Here is a 22,591-nt window from a genome sequence, read left to right as displayed (position 1 = left end):
AAATAATAATGAATAGAATAATGGTTTTTTTTGTGAAATTAGTGGGGGCATTCTGATGCGAACTAGTGGAGGCATTCTAATGCGAAGTGACAGATCTTTCAGATGACACGCGCAGCATATGCTGGACTTCAGCGCTATACCTTTGGTTGGTCTGGCGATAGTGGCAGTGGAACCGAAGTGACTGAAGGCTGGAGTCAATTGGCCAATCAGGTTGCGGTCGGATTATCGGCGGGGCTTGGCGGTATTCCATTCTGGACGACAGATATTTCAGGTTACTGTGGAGACATTACAGACTACCCTGCTATGGCGGAGCTGTATACACGTTGGATGCAATTTGGTATTTTTAATCCATTGAGCCGTGCCCATCACGAAGGCAACAATGCGGTCGAACCCTGGTTATTTGGTGAGGTCGCCGAAAAAAATGCCAAGACAGCCATTGAACTCAAATATCAACTGTTTCCATATCTCTATTCCCATGCGTACAAAGCGCATCAGACAGGTCTACCTATATTAAGGGGCTTGTTTATGGAATTTCCACAAGACGACCAAGTTATCGGGATCAATGATCAGTTTATGTTTGGACAGGAAATCCTCGTGGCCCCTGTACTGAAAAAAGGCGAACGGATCAAAAAACTCTATCTGCCCGATGGCGAATGGATTGATTTTAACGACAAAAAGACGGTATATCTGGGTGGGCAGCAGATTGCCTACCGAGCACCTCTGAATCGAATTCCGATGTTTGTCAAAAAAGGTGCTATCGTACCCATGATGCCGATCATGCAATATATCGGTCAGGATCCAATACATCCGCTTTATATCCATATCTTCCCCAATTATGAAGGAGAGTCCGCTACATTTGAACTTTATGAAGACGATGGTGAGACACAGGATTATCTCAAAGGTATTGGTGCTACGACACGCTTTACCTGCACAACCCTGGCAGAAAGAGATTTTGAAACAGCGATTCAGCCCCAGGATAAAGGCTACATACCTGCCAAAGGAAGACAGCTCTACTTAAGCTATCATCTTGAAAGCAAGCCCAATGTCGTCACCATTGATGGTAAGACCATACCCTATGCTGTGGCGGACAATAATCAAACGTCAACGATAAAGAAAAATGAGTCCAGTTGGACATGGGATGCCCAACAGGGGAGCTGTATCGTTAAGTTGACGGATAATCGAAATGCGAAAAATATAAAAATCCACTAATTATCATAAAAAATGAAGAAAACGACGCTCTTGATGAGTTTATTTTTAATCACTTTGGGACTGCAAGCCCAAGAGCTGCTTTCGCCTTCGGGAAAATTGAAACTTCAGTTTTCACTGGATGCATCAGGTGCACCGACGTATACCTTGAGTTATAAAGGCAAAGCTGTAATCAAACCCAGTAAGTTAGGATTGGAATTGACCGGCAATACCAAGAAAGTTGAATTTTCAGGGGCAGGAGAAGGCAATGGAGAACCGTTGTCCAGTTCACTGTATGACGAGTTTGAACAGACGGCACAAGAAAGCAAACATGTTGATGAGCGCTGGAATCCTGTTTGGGGCGAAGAAAGTGAGATTCGAAACCATTACAACGAACTAACCATTAGCTTGCAACAGAAAACGTCCAAAAGAAAACTTGTGGTCCGTTTCAGATTATTTGACCAAGGTTTGGGATTTCGCTACGAATTTCCCGAGCAAAAGGAGATGACTTATCTCGTTGTAAAAGAGGAAAAAACGCAATTTGCAATGAATGGCGATCATACAGCTTTTTGGATTCCAGGAGATTACGATACCCAGGAGTATGATTACACCAAGTCTCGTCTGTCTGAGATCAGAGGATTGATGGCCAAAGCGATTACGCCCAATGCCTCGCAGACCCCATTTTCGCCTACAGGTGTACAGACGGCTTTGATGATGAAAAGTGACGACGGGCTATATATCAATATCCACGAAGCGGCTTTAATTAATTATGCCTGTATGCATCTTAATCTGGATGACAAAAATTTTGTGTTTCAATCTTGGCTGACACCCGATGCCAATGGGACCAAGGGCAATTTGCAGACGCCTGCTCGGAGCCCCTGGCGCACAATTATGGTGAGTGATGATGCCAGAGATATTTTGGCTTCCCGGATGACGCTCAACCTCAATGAGCCCACTAAAATTAAAGATCCTTCGTGGATAAAGCCTACTAAATATGTAGGTGTATGGTGGGAGATGATTACCGGAAAGAGCGAGTGGTCCTATACCTATGATCTTCCTAGTGTACATCTAGGTGAAACGGACTATAGCAAAGTGAAGCCTCATGGCAAACATGGTGCTAAGACGGCGAATGTAAAACGTTACATTGATTTCGCAGCAAAACACGGGTTTGATGGCGTATTAGTCGAGGGCTGGAATATTGGCTGGGAAGATTGGTTTGGCAATGCCAAAGATCATGTGTTTGATTTTGTTACGCCCTATCCCGATTTTGATCTGGCAGGCATCCGGGATTATGCCAAGCAAAAGGGCGTTAAGATGATTATGCATCACGAGACCTCGGGAGCAGTCCGCAATTATGAGCGTTATTTGGATAGCGCTTATAGATTTATGAAAGACAATGGTTATGAGGCTGTCAAAAGTGGCTATGTAGGCAATATTATTCCCCGAGGCGAATATCACTATAGTCAGTGGATCAATAACCATTATCAATATGCCTTGGAGAAAGCTGCTAAATATAAGATCATGGTCAATGCGCATGAAGCCGTACGTCCGACAGGTTTATCACGTACCTGGCCCAATCTGATCGGTAATGAGTCTGCACGTGGCACAGAGTATCAGGCATTCGGGGGTAACCATGCAAACCATGTTACCATTTTACCTTTTACGCGGCTTATCGGTGGACCGATGGACTATACACCGGGCATCTTTGAGATGGACATCCAAAAGATCAATCCTAAGAATACATCCCATGTCAATTCTACTTTAGCCAACCAGCTGGCATTGTATGTGACCATGTACAGTCCATTGCAGATGGCAGCCGACCTCCCTGAGAATTATGAGCGTTTTATCGATGCTTTTCAGTTTATCAAAGATGTTGCCGTCGATTGGGACAGTAGCCTATATCTCGAAGCAGAACCGGGAGAATACCTAACGATAGCCCGTAAATCAAAAGGTAAAAATGAATGGTTTGTCGGGAATGTCAGCGGGGAGAAAGGACATGAATCTATCTTGGATTTTGGTTTTTTAACAACGGGCAAAAAATATGAAGCTACGATCTACGCTGATGCTCCAGATGCTCATTACAAAACCAATCCCCAGGCTTATGTGATAAAAAAGCTTAAAATAAATAATAAAAGTAAATTAAAACAAAGGTCTGCACCTGGCGGTGGCTTTGCTATTCGGATCGTGGAACTATAATTAATTTTCATTCATATAGCATATTATCTTGACTCGTTTGTCTATATTTTAAAATTTGTATAAAAATTGACCACGAAAAAGATATTAGTTATATTTAAGGAACATACTATCGCTAAAATTATTTGTAGCACATTTTTATAAAAAATACTGAAATTTGAATTATTTGATTTTAACAATTGTCACTTATGTACATATAAATAGAAAGAATTTGTTAGTGGTAATTAGCAGTTGAATATTAAGTTCTGTATCAATTAATTTCCAAAGTGTTCTTAATGCCGTTGCTTGTCAGTTAAATTGTACTATTTTATTATTGGTAAATATTTTATGGAGCAAACTTATAAAGAGCCTTCTGCATCCAGTAGGCATAAAAGGAATCTACTAATCGTTTTAGGATTAAGTGGAACCTATTTAATTGCAGAGGTCGTAGGAGGTATATTGACAAAAAGTCTAGCCTTGTTGGCAGATGCAGCACACATGTTTACGGATGTAGCTGGACTTTTTTTGTCATTTATTGCTATTAAGATTGGCGAAAGAAAAGCCAATTCTAAAAAGACTTTTGGATATTTTAGAACAGAGATATTGGCTGCAGTTATAAATGCTGTCGTACTGCTTGCTATCTCAATTTATGTTCTTTTCGAATCTTGGCAGCGATTTATGGATCCTCCCAAGGTACAGAGTGGCAGCATGATGTTAGTCGCGGGAATTGGCCTTATAGTAAATATAATAGGAATCATAATCATACGAAAAGATTCATCTGAAAGTTTGAATATGAAAGGTGCTTATTTTGAGGTTTTATCTGACGGGTTAACATCAATAGGGGTGATGATTGCGGGTATTATCATGCTGATTACAGATTGGTATTATGCCGATCCTCTCATTTCCGCTGCTATTGGCTTACTTATTTTCCCTAGGACTTGGAAACTTTTGAAAGAAGCTATAAATGTCTTGTTGGAGAGCACCCCAAAGGATGTCGATATAGAAAAACTGAGAAATACACTTGAACAAGTGGATGGCGTAATAGAAATACATGATCTCCATGTCTGGTCTCTCACATCAGGCGTCAACGCTATGAGTTCTCATGTTTTGGTGCACAGTAAAATGGATACAGATATTATCCTTGCTGCTTTAAATGATAGGGCTACAAAGGATTTTAAACTGTCGCATACAACTTTTCAAATTGAATCAAAGAGGCAGCAAGACATTAACGTACATGACTAATTTATTAAAAAGCTATTTTTATAAGGCTTTGCAAACAAAAATGAAATAAGAGATTATATAAGGTCTCAATAAAAAATAGTGTTGCTAATACTTAAGCATAGTAAGTATAATTTTATTCAAAATTAATAAGAAAGGAGTTTTTTTATTACTTTTGTTTTAAATATGAGATGGAAAGCAGCTATATTGTTATTTTATATCTTAGCACTCTTTACAGTGCCTTGTGGGGATATTAATAATAGTTGTGAAGCTCTTTCCAAATACGCGAATGAAACTAGCCATAGACATGACAAGGACAAGGACGATTATTGTACACCCTTTTGCCAGTGCACATGCTGTAGTATCTCAGTTGTTTCCTTCAGTTTTAATGTTCCTGAATTGCACGTTCCAATACAGTTATTCTTAAAGAAAAAAATGAGAATGTGGGATTGTAGCTTTTTCTCCCAGTATTCAGGTACTATCTGGCAGCCGCCAAAATTTTTCTCCTAAATTCATTTGAAATTTAAGTGAGTTAGGGTATAATGTATATTTATATATTACTTTTGATTTCTTACTGCGTGATGCCAAAAGATTAATCAATGTCATCAAGCAATATTTGATTCTTCCTACCTTATACTACTTTCTTTTATTCCTTACCTTTTTTGTTCACGAGATATGGGCAAGCTTGATTTTTAAATGTTAACTAGCGATATACATTGTGTTTGGCATAATCATAAAATTCAATATTAAGAACAAGGTCATTACTGGTTTTGGCATCCTGCTATTTATTTTCTGAAGCATGCTATTTTCCTGAAAGTAATATAGTAATTGGCGGTCGTCTGATAACGAATATCCTTAGCAATGTCTTCTACACGAAATCATCGATTTATTATTATTAAATAACAGAATGCTTTAACATCTGAAAATTGGAATGAAAAAAAAGCAGAAGTATTATCGAAGACAATCTCCTACTAAAAAAAGGAAAAGAAATGTTGTAAAAAGTGTTCCTAATCACTATAAGAGAAGAAAAAGATCTCCACTCATGGTGTTTTTTATAATTGTAATTCTAATAGCATTGATTATAGCTTTTATTGTTCAAATAAAACATACCTATTTACACTATAGAGGGATAAGACATTAAAATTTTCATAAACGCAGTGTAAAGTTATTCTTAGACAAGATTACTGGTGTATTTGGATAAGAATAAGTATTTAAAATTTTTAAGCCTAATATTTTAAGATTAATCAAACAATGAAAGAAAAAACCGTTTTAAATGTAAATAGAGTAAAACTCACTTATCTTTATTTGCCACTTATTCTACTGTTAATAATAACCATTTATATTTATTTAAATGATGCTTTTTCTATTAATTCGTATATAGAAATTCAGAAGGAAGCTTTTTTTTACCTAAATTTTGAATTAGCAAAATTTCCACTAATTCAATACAATCTGACACAACTAGGAGATGCTTTTATTTTTCTCTCCTTACTCACACCTTTATTAGTTTATATACCTAAATTATGGGAAGCACTTATATCAGCTAGTATTATTTCTGGTTTAATATGCTCCCCTTTGAAATGGTTATTTAAAGTTCCAAGACCAGCATCAGCGTTTCATGAAAATAGTTTTGTGATTATAGGTAAAGCATATTATGGAAGCAATAGTCTTCCTTCTGGGCATTCGATTACAATTTTTACTGTCCTGACTGTTGTTCTTTTAGTTTTAATGCCTGCAGATAAGTATTTTAAGCTTCTTTGGACGTCATTTATTGTTTGTTTAGGAATTATATTATGTCTAACGCGAGTCGCGGTAGGAGCTCATTTCTTATTAGATGTTTTATTCGGAAGTATTATAGGCTATATTTCTGGAATACTAGGGATTTTATTTATTAAAAGATATGGAATGTGGAATTGGATTGGTAAAGGAGAAAACTATCCATTATTTATTGCTCTATTTTTTGGATCTATTGTATTTGGGATTTTTAAAATTGTAAATAGTAATTTATTTATCTTTTATTTTTCTTGTTTAAGTTTGTTTGTTTCGTCATTTATTCTTTTGATGAGATATATTAAAAGGTGACATTTTTAAAAATTGTGGAATTAACAGATGGTATATTTCTGAGGAAGTAAAATTGTTAGACTGGAGTGAACATTAAGGTAAGAGAATTTAACAACTTAACAGAGTTATGTCAAGAGAAAGAAAGGTTTACACCAATAGCAATAAAGATTCCAGATATGGGAATAGTATATTTCGTGGGAGTGTAAAATAAACTGTGTCATTGGCTGAATTACCTCCTCGCGAGAAGGTAATTCAGCCACTTTGCTTATTGCAAATCTAACACCATTCTTCCCGAAAATCAAATTGCTAATTTCTGTGCCGTAGTTCCCCAATTGGCCAGTGGCATCGTCCATTTTTTCTTAATGTTTTTATGTGCTAAATAAACCAATTTCAATAACGCCAAGTCTGAAGTGAACGCACCTTTGGTTTTAGTGACCTTACGGACCTGGCGATGGAATCCTTCGATCGTATTGGTGGTGTAGATCAATTTTCGGATGGATTTATCGTATCGGAAATAGATGGTCAGACGATCCCAGTTACGCCGCCACGAGTCGATGACCACCGGATACTTTTCACCCCATTTATCCTGAAGTTCATCCATCCGCAGTCCGGCAAGATCCAATGTATCGGCTCGGTAAACTGGTTTTAGGTCGTTCATAAATTCCTTTTGGTCCTTACTGGTCACATACTTTAAGCTATTACGGATCTGGTGCACGACACAGGTCTGTACTTCAGTGTCGGGAAAAACACTCTGTATCGCTTCAGAAAAGCCTTTTAGATTATCGATACAGGCGATTAAGATATCCTCCACACCCCGGTTCTGTAAATCGGTCAGTACGCTCAGCCAAAAGTTAGCACCCTCATTTTCCGAAACATACATCCCCAGTAAATGCTTGTGCCCTTTTCGATCAACGCCAAGGATATTGTATACTGCTCGAGAAACAAAACGATGGTCTTCTTTAACCTTGTAATGCATGGCATCCATCCACACGATCGTATAAAGAGAATCCAGGCTTCTTGATTGCCATTCCTTGACCTCAGGAATGATCTTATCGGTAATGGAAGAAAGCGTACTGTGGCTGATGTCCGTATCGTACATTTCCTTGATGTGATTCGAAATATCACGCAAACTCATACCGAGCCCATACATACCCAAAATCTTCTTCTCAAGGCTCTCAGCTAAGATAGTCTCACGTTTCTTAACGAGCTGGGGCTCGAAGTTGGATTGACGGTCACGGGGTGTTTCAATATCGATCGTACCCTCCGAAGTTCGGATCTGCTTAATGGACTTGCCATTACGCCGATTACCACTGGAGCGCTGAGCCGCGTCCATGTGGCTCTCCATCTCTGCTTCTAACGCTGCTTCTAAAAACTTTTTCATTAATGGAGCAAAAGCTCCGTTATTGCCATAAAGTGATTCTCCGCTCCCTAACTGTTTCAGGGCTTTATCCTTCATGGACTCAAAATCAAAATCGCTTTCTTTAATATTCATAATACTATGTCAAAAATAATACTTCTATTTATTATCCTTGACACAGTCTATTTTACAGTCTCTTTTTCGTGGCTAATATTATTCTTAACAAGTACAGCATTGACTGCTCTTCCATCGCCAAGTATTTCTTGAACTTCCGTATTCAAATGTACTTCAATATTTGATGTGGCCATCACTCTAGCGAACATTGCTTTTTATGCTTTAAATTCATCTTTTCTAACCAACATGTGAACTTTATTATAAATCTTTGAAAAATAAGTAGCTTCTTCCGCGGCAGTATCTCCAGCCCCGACTATTGCAACATCTTGTCCTTTGAAAAAGAAACCGTCACATATAGCGCAGGCAGATACACCGAATCCATTATATTTTTCTTCCGATTCTAAACCTAACCATTTAGCTGTTGCGTTTGTTGCAATTATTACTGTTTGTGCAATAATTTTCTTTTATCCGTCGATTTCCAATATATGATTGCCGTCTGTTTTTGAAAAGTCAACTTTAGTTACATATCCAAATCGTATATCTGTGCCAAACCTTTCTGCTTGCATTCTGAGATCTTCCATCAGAATTGGTCCAGTTACTCCTTGAGGATATCCAGGGAAATTATCAACTTCAGTAGTTTGAGTCAGATGTCCTCCCGGAGTCATCCCAGTAAACATAACAGGAGAAAGATCTGCGCGAGCGGCATAAATTGCTGCTTTATATTCTGCTGGACCAGAGCCAATAATTACGCATTTTACGAACTCGTTTTCGATTGTTTTCATTGTAATGTTAATCTATTATCATATGTGTTGAAATCAAAATTAGAGCAAAAAAAATAAGAATCTATGTGAAATAAAACTTCCGAATAATTCGTCGAAATAGTCGATTATCAAATCTATTTTTTTTTAAAATTGATTTTCTATTCTTTGTGCTTTTCTAATCACAATTTTTGGAACTACTTTCAGAGGTTTATTATATTACTAAGATTTAAGAATCTGAATGCAATTTGGCTAATCCTTTTGGTAAGTCTTTTGAAAGATATGTTGGCGTAATTCTCAATAAAAATAGTCAAGGGAAAGAATATACTATTTCTGAAGAGATCGTATTTGAATACAAACGGAATTCACTCAAGACCTCTGATTGGATTGTCTTGTCAGATAACGAGAAAATATTCATCGAATGTAAAACAAAGAGATTAAGAATGCCTTCCAAAACATTAGAGAGATTTTCTGAAACATTGGAAGAGGATATTGATTTTATTGCCAGGCTTATATATGAATTTTATTCAACGTATACACACATTTAGTGTAAAATTTTGGTGTATTTGACTATTTAAATGTGTTAAAATTTTTCTTATCTTAGTGAAAGTATAGTAGTAGCCATAAAACTTGTTTGAATTTCAATTCCAGCGATTATTTTAGTAACCGGGGATATTTTTATTAATTATATTCGTTTAAGGTAATAGAGTTGCGGTTTTCGTATGAAAGTGTGTTGCTAAACTATGCTTAATTCTATAGGTTTTAATATTTTTTATTAGAAAATGGCAAGAGAGACTTTTATTTCCTACAAATATAGCGAGGCTAGGGGATTACGGGATAAAATTATTGATAAGTTAGGGAAGGACGCTGAATATTATAGAGGGGAAACTGCAGACTCTCCTAATTTGGTTACTACTTCGGTGGAAAACATAAAAAACAATCTAAAAGATATGATTTATGGAACATCGGTGACCATAGTTATAATATCCCCTAATATGATAAAAAGCGATTGGATAGAGTGGGAAATTGAATATTCTTTAAAAGAGATTAGCCGGGATGGGAGAGCGTCAAAAACAAATGGAATATTAGGTGTCATTATGAAAGTAAATGGTAATTATGATTGGATTGTTTCAAGGAGGAAAAATCAAGATGGTTGTATTTCAAGATATTTGGATACTAATTATCTATTTGACATAATTAAAAATAATCGTCTTAATTTAATAACTAATGATAGGTACACTTGTAAAACTTGTAAAACATTCGATCAATTGACTGGCTCATACTTTTCTATTATCGAAGAAGATGATTTTCTAACGGATCCAGCAAAATATATTGAAAATGCATATATGAAGAGTAAAAATTTATGGGACTACAAATTATGTAAAATAAGTTAAGGGGCATTTATTAAACTATTCACGTGAAAAATTTACTATCTAAAAAACTTTTATCAAGTGTTGCTAGCAGCTTAAATGAATCTGTTCAACTAAAAAATCAAGCTGAGAAAAAAAGGGAACGGAAAAAGTTTTCTTACGAGACGTCAGTATTCCTTTCACATAAGCATGATGAAAAGGACATTATTCAGCAAGCTATTGTACTTCTTAATAAACTAGGCGTGGACGTATATGTCGATTGGCTTGATTCGGGCATACCTGCCAATACGAATGAATATACGGCTACAAGAATTAAGGAAAAGATCAGAGAAAATGAAAAATTTATATTGTTAGCAACTGAACAAGCTATACGCTCGAGATGGTGCAATTGGGAACTGGGATACGGAGATGCATTTAAATATGGTGAAAATATAGCCATTATGCCTATTACAGAAAAGGAAGATAATATTTTCAGTGGATCTGAATACTTAAAAATTTATCCTATCATAACTTCTGAATATACATTCGTGCCTGGAACTTATTACGTTGAGCATAAAGGATCAAGGATACCATTACAAAAATGGCTACAAAAATGAAATTTACAGCAGAGCAAAAACTATTTATAAATCAATATATAACAGAAATTAACAACGGAGATGCTGCCATTTTTGCTGGAGCCGGGCTTTCTGCTGCTCTTGGTTTTGTTGATTGGAAAGGATTATTGAAAGATCTTGCAGAAGAGTTGAAACTGGATATAAAAAAAGAGCATGATCTTATTTCAATTGCACAATATCATACAAATAAATTCAATAGAGGTAAGATAAATGAAAAAATTAAGAATGAATTTACCTCACTTAGTAAGGGCAGTGAAAATCATTTTATTCTCTCTCGCTTAGACATTGATACTTTCTGGACAACTAATTATGACCAATTAATAGAAAAAACTTTAGAATCTTATGGGAAGACTGTTGAAAGAAAAATACGCAATGTAGATTTTGGTAGCAACATAAAGAAGAAAGATGCAATTTTATATAAGATGCATGGCGATAAAGACTCTCCGGATGAAGCGGTTTTGACAAAAGACGATTATGAAACATATAACGATAAGAAGGAGCTATTTTCTACTGCATTAAGGGGCGATTTGCTTTCTAAAACTTTCCTTTTTATTGGTTTTAGTTTTGATGATCCCAATCTTGAATATATATTAAGTAGAATAAGGATATTATTACGAGATAATACACCAACCCATTTTTGTTTTTTCAAAGAGGTCAATGAGGATGACTTCAAGGATGGGGGAAAAAAGCCAGAGGAAAATCATCAAGATTACATGTATGCCCATATCAGACAAGAATTAAAAATTGAAGACCTGCGACGTTATGGAATTAAGGCAATTCTTGTTAAATCATATTCAGAAATAACTGACATTCTTTCTGAGATAGAAAAAAGGATTAAAAGAAAGAATATTTTCATTTCCGGAGCTTCAGATGATTATACACCGTTTAGTGAGGAAAATGCTAAAAATTTTGTGCACTCTTTGAGCTATAAATTAGCGAGCAAAAAATATAAAATAGTATCAGGTTTTGGTATTGGTATTGGGAGTATTGTAATTAATGGTGCGTTGGATTATAAGTTAAATTCAAATTTTAGAAGTTTGGATGATCTATTAATTTTGAGACCTTTTCCTCAAGTTCAAACTGGAAGTTTAAGTTTAGAAGAAATGCGTACCATTAATCGAAATGAAATGATTTCAATGGCTGGAATCGCTATTTTTATTTTTGGAAACAAAAAGGAAGGAAATGATATCGTTAAAGCTGATGGAATGCTGGAAGAGTTCGATATTTGTTTAAAAAACAATATCATTCCAATCCCTGTTGGTGTCACGGGGTCAGTAGCTAAGGAATTATGGGAGACAGTCGTTAATGATCTTCCATCTTACTATCCTGACAACAATGAATTATATTCTAAGATTAGGGATTTGGGAGAAGAAAATCTTTCTATAAATTCTTTAACGGATAAAATTATCGAAACAATAGATATATTACAGAAGGTTTAGAAGGCGTTTGAGTTTTGTATACAATGAGGTGCTGTGGTCTCAAGTATTAAACAGAATGAACTGATATTAGGTAACGAGGGTATATTAAAATTTATAATTGTAGGTTATGATTGCCTACTTGATAATGATCGAAAAGAAAAAATTCTTTGATGTCTCGATCGATTTAAAAGTTTTGAAGTATCTACTAAACCTATAAATAGTGCTCAATGACAGAGGAAAATTTACAAGAAATTCTGGATGATGCAAATACAGGGGAATCAGCATCTATTCATAGAAGAGAATTGAAGAAGAATGTTGACATTGCAAAAGTGTGGTTAGAAAAAACCAAAAATGGAGTTCAGTTCGATCCACTTCCTTGTTTTTTTATCAAAAATGATGACGGTTTATACGTTGGGATAGTTTATGATATGATTTATGATCTCCATTGGTACATCTCACCTAATTTTAGAAAGAGAGGCCTTTTGACAAAGTCAATGAGGGAAATCATATTGCCATACCTGTCTCAGACTAGAGAGAAACAATCGATAAGCATCGATAGTTCACAATTGATCGATTTAAATTACGAGGCGTCTTTAAAAGTTGCTCAAAATTTAGGCTTTCAATTTGAATCCGGAAAAAGCTATGTTCTTGATTTGGAAAAATATTCTTTGGAGGAGTGGATTGAGGGAGAAAATAATGACCTTAGTCAAGAGCGGATTGAGTTTTTTAAAAATCAGCTTGAAACGATTTCGTATTCTCTCTGGAAGATTCAAACAGAGGTGGAAATGAATCTTGGCGAATCTGTTTTTACAGAAGAGGTACTCCAGTTAGTCGAAGAAATTAAAAGTAAAAGAGATATCCTTCAGGATGAATATTGGGATTTTAAGGGAATAAACTTATTGAAATAAAATTAGCTCTATGCTTCCAAAAAATTCTTCAAATTTTGCTCAAAACGAGGCGAAAAAGAGTTTGATCTATGATAGATGCTTATACGGTAGTGATTTAAGTCCGATCGATTATGGTGAAAAGTTTTGATCACTTCAACGATTGAAATGGAACAGAGGTCAAAGCTTGAATCTTTTTCGTAATCTGTATTAATCAATGCTATATACTCGTTGTAAGATATTTTAAAGTAATCTCTATCACTACTCATAAATTTTTGGTTTTTGAAAATTTATATGTCAATAGAATTTATATCTAAGATTAGTAAGTTTAAAGATTGAAAAATGTATTTTCAAATTTCTGCTGCTTTAGAATACTATTCTGAATCATCATTTATTCTTTTTGACCGAAAAATGAAATGTTGTTTTATTAAATCAATTAGATAATTATTTTTGTATATTACAAATTTAGTTCAGCTCTTTGCAATTTTGTGCATCATGATGTTACTTGGATAAAATCATCATTCAGTCAAGCTAGATGTTTTGTCTGCCGTGTATAATAGTGATCCTAGTTCGCCTCTAGAGAATTGGGTACTAATTCGATGTAAGGTGGCTTTATCAACGTGTTGTAAAACAGGTGAATAGTTTTCCGTGGTTTGAGAAATAATCTTGATTGAGGGTAAATCGAAAATAGCACATTTAAGAAATGAACTTAGGGAGACACAAATAGAAACTTGATGTGTTAAATAGGGCATGTTGACCACAAGAATATTGTACAGCGCACGTTTACACTTATTAAAAAAATCATTGTTATCTTAGTAAACATAAACTTTATTAATGCAAACTAAATTTTTACCAGCCGTCAATGGCGACTGTATTTGGATTTCCTTTTCCGATGAAAACGACCAGATTAGAAACATTATAATAGACGGGGGAACTGCGGAAACTTACTGCGAAAAGGATAAGAAAGGTAAGATTATAATGGGAGCTTTTGGTGATACTGTTGAGCTGATAAGAGATAAAGACCAAAGAATAGATTTGCTAATTTTAACCCATGTTGATAATGATCACATTGAGGGTCTTACTACTTGGTTCGAAAATGATCCCCAAGCGACTGATCTTATAGGAACTGTATTATTTAATTCAGGGCAGTTGATTTTTGAATATTTTAGAAAGCCGGATATATTAGAAAATCATATCATTTTAACGCCCTCTTACGTGACTGATACAGGGATTGTCGAAGGTGTAACTTTTGAAAAAACAATCGGTGATGCCGGAGTTTGGACTAGGAAGATTATTAAGGCTGAACAAGTGATTAAGTTTTATGGGGTTGAATTAAAAATATTATCGCCTGATGAGAGCGGACTTGAAGCTTTGCTAACTAAATGGGAAAAAAAAATGCCTGAAAGTGTGACTTCAAGACCAACAGACTACAAACAAAGCTTACTCTCTCACATTGAAAATGATCTTTTCGTCAAGGATAGATCGCCTCATAATGGCAGTTCAATTGCTTTTGTATTAACTTTTAAGGGTAAAAATATGTTATTTCTCGCAGATGCTCATCCTGAGAAGATCATTGCCGGCCTAAATTATTTTGGCTTTACGGAAAAAAATAAATTGGAATGTGAGTTTGTGAAAATGGCTCATCATGGTAGTAAGTTTAATACTAATGTGGAACTTTTACGTCTTATTGAGTCACCTGTTTATGTGATTAGTAGTGATGGTTCGGGAAGCGCCCTTCCCCATAAACAATGTCTTGCAAGATTGCTTAATGAGAAAAAAACTCTGAGTCTCTACTTTAATTATGACCACTTAGCTGAAGAGATATTTTCTAAAGCAGATTACGTATCATTTCCAAACCTTGAAATATTGCCTATTGATCACGAATTTATAATACATGAATAAGTTACCCATTTTTACTGTCAAGGTGGGATCTGGTAGTGGTTGTTTATTTCAACCAATGTCTGATCAATATTCTTATGTATTAACCGCCAGGCACGTTATTAAAGATTCTCCACTACCCTTATCGATAGTTAGGCAAACTGTTAATGAAGAAGGTGATTTGGTGAACGAAGAACTCGAGATGATAGGGGAACCATACTATCATAACGATTTTAAGAATATTGACGCAGCCATCATAAAAATTCAGAAGGTTGATGATAGTATTACTGAATTGTTGCGATTGGATAAGCCTTTTGCTGCATTGGGAACCTTTGTTTTGGCAGGTCACCCTAATTCAAGAAGTAGAGAGGATTTCTCTTATCGTGACAATAATCTTACTCTTAAGATAAAGAAGCCCTTAAACTACATTGAAGGTGAGTTAGAACGTGTGGCCACGCATAAAGAAATCGTTGGGCAGTCTGGTGGTGGCATAATAAATATAGATAATGGACACTATTATCTTGCTGGAATACAAAAAAAAATGTCTGTTCCAGATGGGCAGGAAACCTTGGGAAGAATCGATTTTATGCCGATGGCTTTCTTTGACGAGATAGTCGCTGTTAATGATGATCTAATAGAGCTGCTGCCTTATTATCTTACCTCCTTCTCGTTATTAAAAAATCAGGTGATGAAGATTGAAAATTGCCTAGTACCAGGAAACGTCGCCTACACCAGGGATTTTTTGAGGAATATCACAGACAAAATTGTCAACAATAATCTTACACCACTATTCGTAAAGAATTTTTTCAATGAAAAATTGCTAATCGGGAATAAGCCAAGTAAAAATGATTTGTTATCAAAAGAACTTTGGATAACTTGGCTCGAGTACCTGATCATCTTAAATTTAGTGAAGGATAACGATATTACCGAAGGCACCTTAGAAGAGAACTTTAATTCCTTTAGGATACTTTTTTCTAACACAACGAAGGACTGGTCTGCACAGTTTAAAGAAATTACACAATCGGATTTTCGTGGCTTGTCACAAAACGGATGCATAATCGTTAGTACAAAATCCAAGCCGGATAAATATATCATCCCATCTAACGCAATAGATGACATTATTCGTGCTAATAATGTTCAAGCAGTGGAGATGCTTATTGATGAAGGGGTCGAACATCCTTTTAAAAGTTATAAATTAATACATCTATATGCTTTTCAAAAGAAATGTATCATTGAAAAGGAAGAAGATTATCGTGATTATAATAGTTTGTCGGAACAGGAATTAATAGCAAAATTAAAAGCAGAATATGAAGAATTGCTCAGACACTGAGAACGTGAAATCCATAGAAAAAATATACCCAGGTGTAAAGGTCGGCCTTTATCAGGTATCCTTTTTGGGTACTATTAACGTATTTACACTGTTGTTTCCAACGGAAAATCTTCTGAAAGAACAATGGAAAGATCTTTACAGCTCCATTGCTGCGTATTTTCAGGCTGACTTGCCCTCTTCTGCCGAATTTGAACGGTGGAATATGTATATTTTCTACGTCTGCCGTGAATCAGTTGAAAAAGAACTGCAATATAAGATTGAAAATGATAGGTTTGCATGCAGGAAAATTGTATTAGGGAATTATAAAGAAGAGGTAAATGACGAGGCAGTGGAAAAAATAATTAGCCATCATATAACAAATACTGATCTGAATATAACAGCGACTGTTCAAAATAAATCGATAACTTTTAAAAAAGATGAACAATTAACAAAGCTGATCAGTACACACAAATTGACCACTACCAAGAAAAATGCCGAAACTGATATTCAAAAAATACTAACTGAACTAGAAGAGAAGTATAATAATGAAGTTTAAAAAAGTTGAAATACAGGCTTTTAGGGCTTATGATAAGGTTGAAAATGGGACTTTCGACTTTTCTGATCAAGAAACTGGCGAAATAGCCGACTTTATTTCTATTTATGCACCAAATGGTTTTGGTAAGACCTCTTTCTATGATGCAGTAGAATGGGGATTTACCAATAACATTAATAGATTTCTCAGGAAGCATGGTAAGAATGCTGATGCTGCAAAAGCCGAAAGAACTTATAAAGCAGATTTCGGAACTAAAGAAAAGCAGCATATTATTCGTAATAAATTTTCCGATCCAGATTTGGAAGGATTCGTAAGACTTTCTACAACTGTTTCCGATAAAACCATTGTAAATACTATTCCTGATGTTCGATCAGGTCAACCGGATTTCAAGTTTAAACTGTCGGAGACAAAGAAAGGTACAGAATATTTTCAAGACGTTTTACTTTCCCAGGAATGGATAGATGCTTTTCTTAAAGAGGATGATTCAAATATACGATATGAGAAATTTATAACCTATTTCGGGGATAAAAATCTGGATGAGTACTATAAAAACGTTGTCGGTTTGATCAAAGCTAACGATGTTAACATCACCAGTTTAAAAACTGAACTTCAAAAATGTCAATTGAAGTTGAATTTTGAAGGTGACAAGGACATTTTAAAGAAGATCAATTCCCATATAGATTTGTTGAATCAGGATAATTTGGGGTTTAGAAGAATAGACACTGATTTCACTGATAAAGACTTTCTAGAATTATCAGATTTAATTGATACTCGAATGTTAAAACTGAACTTTTCACTCGAAAAAGTCATTGAAAATGAAAAGAAAATCGAGAGTTTGTTAATTGGTTCAACAGAAGAAGCTGGTATCGCCGAATATATAGATGCTGCTAAAAAAATAGCGGAAGGAATTAAACAGTTAAATGAGTTTCAAAATACTTTGAAGCAACTGTTAGCGACGAAAACTGATAGAAGCGAGTTGGACAAGATAAATAGGAATCTTGAATCGTTGTCGAAGCTGACATTAGAAGCAAATCAAATCAAATCGGCTTTTGGTAAATACGTTACCCAGATTTTTCAACAAGCTGAAGTTTTGGCTTTATCAAAGGCGGAAGGTGAAAAGCTTGTAAGTGAACAAAATAAATTATTAATATCAGATCTACAGATAAAACGGGGGGATGAACGAATTAAAATAATACTTGCAGAAATTGAGGAAATGCGTCAACAATTCGTAAATCCTGAATTAGAAGAATATACAAGATTAGAATTGATTTCAAAGCAGTCTCAATTTAACAAAGAGTTGGAGGAAATTACTAAAGCTCTGAATGGGAGAAAAGCTGAGAAGAGTGCTTTGTCGAATGGCTTAGCTGAACTTAAACGAGCCCAAAGTTGTTTCATTGAGCATAAATTTTCATTAATTCCACAAGATCTCCGCACAGAATTTGCAAAGCAGATCGCCAGTGCGGAAAAACTCATACAAAGAAGGGAGAAAATTTTGTTCGAAATAGATGGAATTCAACGGGCAATCACCCAGCAGGAATTGTTAAGTGAGGATATCCAGCAGTTTATTTTAAGAGGAGCAGAAATAGTTAATAATGCCAAAAGTAATCACTGTCCACTATGCGATAGTGAATTTGAGTCATTTGAAGATTTGACCTTTGCCATTAATAACAACACTGCACTCAGTCAAGTGATGCAAGCCTTAATTGAAGAAAGATCGAATAAGGGAGAACTTTTGGATGAAATTAGCAATCGTATAGTTTCCGAACTAAAACTTTTGGCAGATCGTATTGATGGTTTGATTAATAACGCAAATTATGAGATTAAAGTGCGAGACGAACTTATTGAAGGACTAGATAATCAAAGCAAAAATTTACAGAAAAAAATTGAAGATAATACCGAAGCATTGGTCAAATGGTCAGCTAAACTACAAGGTTTGACACCAGACCATTTCAATTCGAATAAACAGACCACGATAGATTTGCTAACATCTGAGCTATTAGAATTACAAACTACAACCAAAAACATTAGGGAAGAAATCGCGATAGTAGAGAAATCTATCAACGATCTTAAAAATAGTGTTGCCGAAAGAGAAGAGACATTGAGGCAATTACGGGAGGATTTAGAATACTCGTCTGTTGTATTATTTTTTCGTAAACAATTTCCCGGAAAAGCTATTTCGCTAGAATTATTGGATGAACTTATAGCAAAAATACAAGAAGATCAGAAAAAGGCAGATTCTAGGAAAAGTCATCTCACGAAATCTTTGGAGACATCAAATGGCCAGAATCTTTCCATATTAATAGATGAAGTAAATGCAGATATCGTAAAGCGTGAAAGATTAAATAGTGATTTGTTAAGGGTTATCAACAAATTTGAACAGTCTGCAGAATCTCTTGCGCTAAAATTTGAAAGATCGATCTCTTTAGAACACCTAGAATTCCTCCTAAAAGATGAAATGGCAGATCTTAAAAAACGCATAGAGATGAATAAAGTTACTACGCAAAATTTACTGCTTCTGAAAAGGCTTCAGGAAAACGTAATGCCTTATTTAAATCATCAAAAATTTGTCAAAACAGCAGATGGGTTAGAAAAACGTATTAAGTTACTACGGGATAAAATCGGGAAAAATTTATGTGTAGAAAGAGATCGAATATCCAAATTTATACATGAACAGGTAGAATCTTTCTTTTATGAGGATCTGATAAATGTGCTCTACCGAAAAGTTGATCCACACCCTGAATATAAGAAAATCAAATTTAAATGTGATTTTAGTAATGACAAGCCTAAGTTAAATGTTTTTGTAACTGGAGAAAATGGAGATAACCCGCTGGTGCCAAATTTGTACTTCAGTACGGCACAAATGAATATTCTAAGTCTCAGTATTTTTTTAGCGAAAGCATTAAATGCTGAGGATAATGATGGAAATCCTGTAAATTGTATTTTTATTGACGATCCAATTCAATCAATGGATAGCATTAATATTTTGTCAACAATAGATTTATTCAGAAGTATTGTTGTCAAATTCAACAAGCAGATTATTCTGTCCACTCATGATGAAAACTTTCATAACTTACTTAGAAGAAAAATACCGGCGTCGCTGTTCAACGCAAAATATATTGAGTTAGAGACCTTCGGAACTGTTCGATCAACTTATTAACGATTAATATTGTTCATGCAACCTACAAAAACGACGAATAGGCTACATTTTTCAGACCTTGATCCTTTAAGATTTGAGGATATCTGCTTTATGTTGGTAAATGCTAAATGTAAGGGAATAAAACTGGAACATACTGGTCGCACTGGAAATGATTCAGGAATAGATATTAAAGGAAATATTACGCTACCTTCTGGTAAATCTGATGTTTGGATAATCCAATGCAAAAGACAAAAAAGTATTTCTGGAAATGAATTAAAAGTAATTGTTGATCTTATTGAAGCAAGTGGAGTATCACACGATAAGCTTTTGATAATTGTATCTTGCGATGTGTCGAAAAGAAATCGAGAAATTCTGGAGGTACATTGTAAATCTAGGGGAATTGCCATTCCCGAAATTTGGACCGCTACAAATTTGGAAACTTATCTTTATGAGTATCCAAAAATACTTAAAGTGGCATTTGGTATTGACAAAGAAAAAGAAATAAAGAAAAATGTTCAACGGCTAAATCGGGGCTTGAAGATGAAGGAACGGCTGCTGAAAGCGATTATAGATCATAAATTTATTAAAGCCCCAGCTAATGGAAATTCCTTGATAAATAAACCTAGTTCGAAATTTATTTGTGAGGAAGTTTATATTAGGGCAGTGGATGATATTACTTACGGTACAGGAGTCTCCAGTCCATCGGGAACGTTTAATACATCTTACCGAACGTTTTTTCATGATATATATTTTAATGGTGTCGAATTTCTACTAAATGCAGGTATAGGTTCGTTTGTTATCATGGATGATGATGGTTACTGGGAGCCAGTACATACTTTTTCTGATCCGCGGCTCAAGCAGGCTAAATATAAGGTTATACCTGCAAAAATGATCGGCCGCATTCCTTATCATAGAATCGTTAATTTCATTAAGGACGGTGATGAATATACCTCATGTCCGCATCTTTTTTGCCAGTTTGACGGTTTGGACGGAATGCCTTATGAAGAAATTTACTACAAGGAAGACCATTACAAAACTGGCGGGATTGGTTGGGATTTTGATCGTAAAATGCAGACAGTGTTTGGTCCCGAAAGTTAAAATCTATAATCTGTAAGTTTGTCTTGTTAAATAATATTCTTCTCTGGCAGGGAGAAATCTGAAATACTCACTTAAATGTGATTGGGATTTCCGCCGTGCTAATACGATTGCTTTCTTTTGATGGGTGCTGTCTCCTTTACAAGGGAAGTCGACAATGGTATATTTGTCCCCCTTTGCGAAATTTAGATGTCAATATAAGTGTTTTATTTTCAGTAGTATGTGTTTCGGACGTGGTGTCTAAGACATTGCTCAAATTACCTAACTTATGACTGAGCCTAGTATAGGCTTTTGGTTGGCGGCACTAAATAGATAATTAATTTCATTAGACGCTTCATTCAATTATCCCAAACTTAATGATAATGAAATAATAAATCCTTAAGATTAGCTATCTTGATTTTATCAAATATTTCCAAATTTACACTCAGGCCTTAATATGAAGCTATTCTTCGTCTATTCGGTAATGTTTGAGAAAAAAAATCAGTGCTTCCATAGGATAAAAATGCTAAAATAAATTATATATTATTTTTAAGAAACAATGCGATTGAAATTGCAAAGTATTGGACAGTTTTAATATTTCTGATATAGATTGAGTATTTTAGCTCCTATGAAACCTACTAAATATTTTTCTTCGGTTCTACTTCGATTTCGTTCTCATGATAGATTTCTTTATCGCTTTGCTGATAGAAATGAACTGGATGGATTTTTTACAGAAATAACCGAAAGATTGAGGAATTGTATGATCTATTTAATTTGCAGTAGGCCTATAATCTCGATTGTACCAGAAACATTTAAGAAAGATGGTGATCAATTTAAATTTGACTTGAAATTTCGAAATGATGGTGCTGAAACCCCCGGGATTAATAGCAGATTTTGGAGGCCGGGTAAAAGTTTCAGCTTATCCCTATAACTCTATTTTAAACTATGATGAAAATGGAAATCTTGTTTCAACAACCCTAATATCAAATTTTGTTCATTTATTGCAGGGAATTCCAGATGTAATCTCAAACCATGAAGTCCTTTACGTTGGAAAAGGAACATCTGATTGCGCTATTGATAGACTTGACGGACACTCAACTTTGGAACGTATTTTGGCTAATGTTTAAGGAGGTTGCAATTATTATATATAATTTCAAGATGCAGAAGGATATTCTCCAAATTCCGAATATTGGAAAATATGCTGAAATACGTGGGCCAAAGGCTAAAGCACATTTTGAATGCATATACCGGAGCATGCTGCCCCCCTGATTCCGGACATAATTTAGGATATCATGTTTGTTTAAGCGCTGCTATCGCATGGCATTCCGTCAGATAATGACCCCTTTGTTGTTCAATCAGTATGATATTTGGAGGCATTTTTACCTCTCCAAGTAATATCTTTCTGTTTAACAACTTATATTCCGGAGCATATTGGTTCTTCCCCACTTTTGGTGGTCAAGACGGAGCGTATACTACACGTTTCCTCAATAAGT

At 35.2% G+C, this 22,591-nt stretch carries 17 protein-coding genes and 1 pseudogene; 15 read left to right on the top strand and 3 right to left on the bottom strand.

All coding sequences use genetic code 11. The features are described 5' to 3' along the window. The first annotated feature begins 102 nt into the window (after positions 1-102). From BGP15_RS04790 to BGP15_RS04775, 5 genes are all read left to right on the top strand, one after another. Entirely contained in the window at positions 103-1,209 is a 1,107-nt protein-coding gene (locus BGP15_RS04790) for a glycoside hydrolase family 31 protein (protein WP_286768833.1), read from the top strand. Positions 1,210-1,221: 12 nt separating this feature from the next. After that, positions 1,222-3,381, top strand: coding sequence for a glycoside hydrolase family 97 protein (locus BGP15_RS04785; RefSeq protein ID WP_088160825.1), 2,160 nt, complete (start codon positions 1,222-1,224; stop codon positions 3,379-3,381). 324 nt (positions 3,382-3,705) lie between these two features. Continuing rightward, positions 3,706-4,599, top strand: coding sequence for a cation diffusion facilitator family transporter (locus tag BGP15_RS04780; RefSeq protein WP_088160826.1), 894 nt, complete (start codon positions 3,706-3,708; stop codon positions 4,597-4,599). 162 nt (positions 4,600-4,761) lie between these two features. Next, positions 4,762-5,085, top strand: a complete 324-nt coding sequence (locus tag BGP15_RS26915) for a DUF6660 family protein (protein WP_353681976.1) — start codon at positions 4,762-4,764, stop codon at positions 5,083-5,085. 741 nt (positions 5,086-5,826) lie between these two features. Next, positions 5,827-6,654 (top strand): phosphatase PAP2 family protein, encoded by an 828-nt coding sequence (locus BGP15_RS04775; protein WP_286768323.1) that lies wholly within the window; start codon positions 5,827-5,829, stop codon positions 6,652-6,654. A 277-nt stretch (positions 6,655-6,931) separates the two neighbouring features. On the opposite strand, the gene BGP15_RS04770 is transcribed toward BGP15_RS04775, so the two are convergent. Then, positions 6,932-8,125 carry an IS256 family transposase gene (locus BGP15_RS04770; protein WP_286768322.1) on the bottom strand — a complete coding sequence of 398 codons (1,194 nt, stop codon included), beginning with the start codon at positions 8,123-8,125 and terminating at the stop codon, positions 6,932-6,934. A gap of 53 nt (positions 8,126-8,178) precedes the next feature. After that, a pseudogene (locus BGP15_RS04765) lies at positions 8,179-8,886 on the bottom strand (NAD(P)/FAD-dependent oxidoreductase); the annotation flags it as partial. Positions 8,887-9,644: 758 nt separating this feature from the next. Here BGP15_RS04765 and BGP15_RS04760 point away from each other — a divergent pair. The 4 genes from BGP15_RS04760 to BGP15_RS04745 all read left to right on the top strand — a co-directional run bounded on the left by BGP15_RS04760 (position 9,645) and on the right by BGP15_RS04745 (position 13,172). Then, the gene (locus BGP15_RS04760) at positions 9,645-10,256 is read left to right on the top strand and encodes a TIR domain-containing protein (RefSeq protein WP_088160829.1); all 612 of its coding nucleotides are present in this window, start codon (positions 9,645-9,647) and stop codon (positions 10,254-10,256) included. 23 nt (positions 10,257-10,279) lie between these two features. Continuing rightward, positions 10,280-10,828, top strand: coding sequence for a toll/interleukin-1 receptor domain-containing protein (locus BGP15_RS04755; RefSeq protein WP_088160830.1), 549 nt, complete (start codon positions 10,280-10,282; stop codon positions 10,826-10,828). Further along, positions 10,825-12,285: an SIR2 family protein gene (locus tag BGP15_RS04750; RefSeq protein WP_198386063.1), complete on the top strand. Its 1,461-nt coding sequence runs from the start codon at positions 10,825-10,827 to the stop codon at positions 12,283-12,285. The genes BGP15_RS04755 and BGP15_RS04750 overlap by 4 nt, the downstream gene beginning before the upstream one ends. A 206-nt stretch (positions 12,286-12,491) precedes the next feature. Further along, the gene (locus tag BGP15_RS04745; RefSeq protein WP_088160832.1) at positions 12,492-13,172 is read left to right on the top strand and encodes a GNAT family N-acetyltransferase; all 681 of its coding nucleotides are present in this window, start codon (positions 12,492-12,494) and stop codon (positions 13,170-13,172) included. Between the two features lie 8 nt (positions 13,173-13,180). Here the strand turns inward: BGP15_RS04745 and BGP15_RS04740 are convergent, their stop codons facing one another. Next, complete coding sequence (locus BGP15_RS04740; protein ID WP_088160833.1) at positions 13,181-13,417, bottom strand: hypothetical protein; 237 nt, start codon at positions 13,415-13,417, stop codon at positions 13,181-13,183. 565 nt (positions 13,418-13,982) lie between these two features. Here BGP15_RS04740 and BGP15_RS04735 point away from each other — a divergent pair. The 6 genes from BGP15_RS04735 (at position 13,983) to BGP15_RS04710 (ending at position 22,225) form a co-directional block, all read left to right on the top strand. Further along, complete coding sequence (locus BGP15_RS04735) at positions 13,983-15,050, top strand: ComEC/Rec2 family competence protein (RefSeq protein ID WP_088160834.1); 1,068 nt, start codon at positions 13,983-13,985, stop codon at positions 15,048-15,050. After that, complete coding sequence (locus tag BGP15_RS04730; RefSeq protein WP_088160835.1) at positions 15,043-16,356, top strand: ABC-three component system protein; 1,314 nt, start codon at positions 15,043-15,045, stop codon at positions 16,354-16,356. The genes BGP15_RS04735 and BGP15_RS04730 overlap by 8 nt, the downstream gene beginning before the upstream one ends. Then, positions 16,334-16,891 (top strand): ABC-three component system middle component 1, encoded by a 558-nt coding sequence (locus BGP15_RS04725; protein ID WP_088160836.1) that lies wholly within the window; start codon positions 16,334-16,336, stop codon positions 16,889-16,891. The genes BGP15_RS04730 and BGP15_RS04725 overlap by 23 nt, the downstream gene beginning before the upstream one ends. Next, complete coding sequence (locus tag BGP15_RS04720; RefSeq protein WP_088160837.1) at positions 16,881-20,045, top strand: hypothetical protein; 3,165 nt, start codon at positions 16,881-16,883, stop codon at positions 20,043-20,045. The genes BGP15_RS04725 and BGP15_RS04720 overlap by 11 nt, the downstream gene beginning before the upstream one ends. Before the next feature lie 15 nt (positions 20,046-20,060). Next, positions 20,061-21,122, top strand: coding sequence for a restriction endonuclease (locus tag BGP15_RS04715; RefSeq protein ID WP_286768320.1), 1,062 nt, complete (start codon positions 20,061-20,063; stop codon positions 21,120-21,122). A gap of 833 nt (positions 21,123-21,955) precedes the next feature. Continuing rightward, positions 21,956-22,225 carry a hypothetical protein gene (locus tag BGP15_RS04710; protein WP_286768319.1) on the top strand — a complete coding sequence of 90 codons (270 nt, stop codon included), beginning with the start codon at positions 21,956-21,958 and terminating at the stop codon, positions 22,223-22,225. Positions 22,226-22,591 lie beyond the last annotated feature (366 nt).

Origin of the sequence: Sphingobacterium sp. 40-24, assembly GCF_001899705.1 — a bacterium.
Classification (GTDB): Bacteria; Bacteroidota; Bacteroidia; order Sphingobacteriales; family Sphingobacteriaceae; genus Sphingobacterium; species Sphingobacterium multivorum.
Note: the sequence above shows the minus strand (reverse complement) of the source record. Positions and strands in the feature narration are given on the sequence as shown.